Genomic DNA, 231 nt, shown 5'->3' on the forward strand with positions numbered 1-231 from the left:
CGTCGCACAGAGCAGCGTACTTCTGCGCCAGTTCGTCAGCGTTCTTTTTCTCGCCCTTGTTGAAGCGCACGTTCTCGAACAGCACCAGGTCACCGGCCTGTACCGCGACACCGTCCAGGTAGTCGGCAACCAGCGGCACGTCGCGGCCCAGGGCCTTGCTCAGGTAGTCGGCAACCGGCTTGAGGCTGTTCTCGGCAGAGAACTCGCCTTCGGTCGGGCGGCCCAGGTGCG

The 231-nt window shown here is 64.5% G+C and carries 1 protein-coding gene; it reads right to left on the bottom strand.

Going from position 1 to position 231, the window contains the following annotated elements:
- Nucleotides 1-231: phosphoglycerate kinase (pgk, locus tag SB765_RS34275; protein ID WP_410933109.1), on the bottom strand; the 231-nt coding region annotated here is incomplete at both ends.

The organism is Pseudomonas sp. SIMBA_067 (assembly GCF_046534675.1).
GTDB classification, from domain to species: domain Bacteria; phylum Pseudomonadota; class Gammaproteobacteria; order Pseudomonadales; family Pseudomonadaceae; genus Aquipseudomonas; species Aquipseudomonas putida.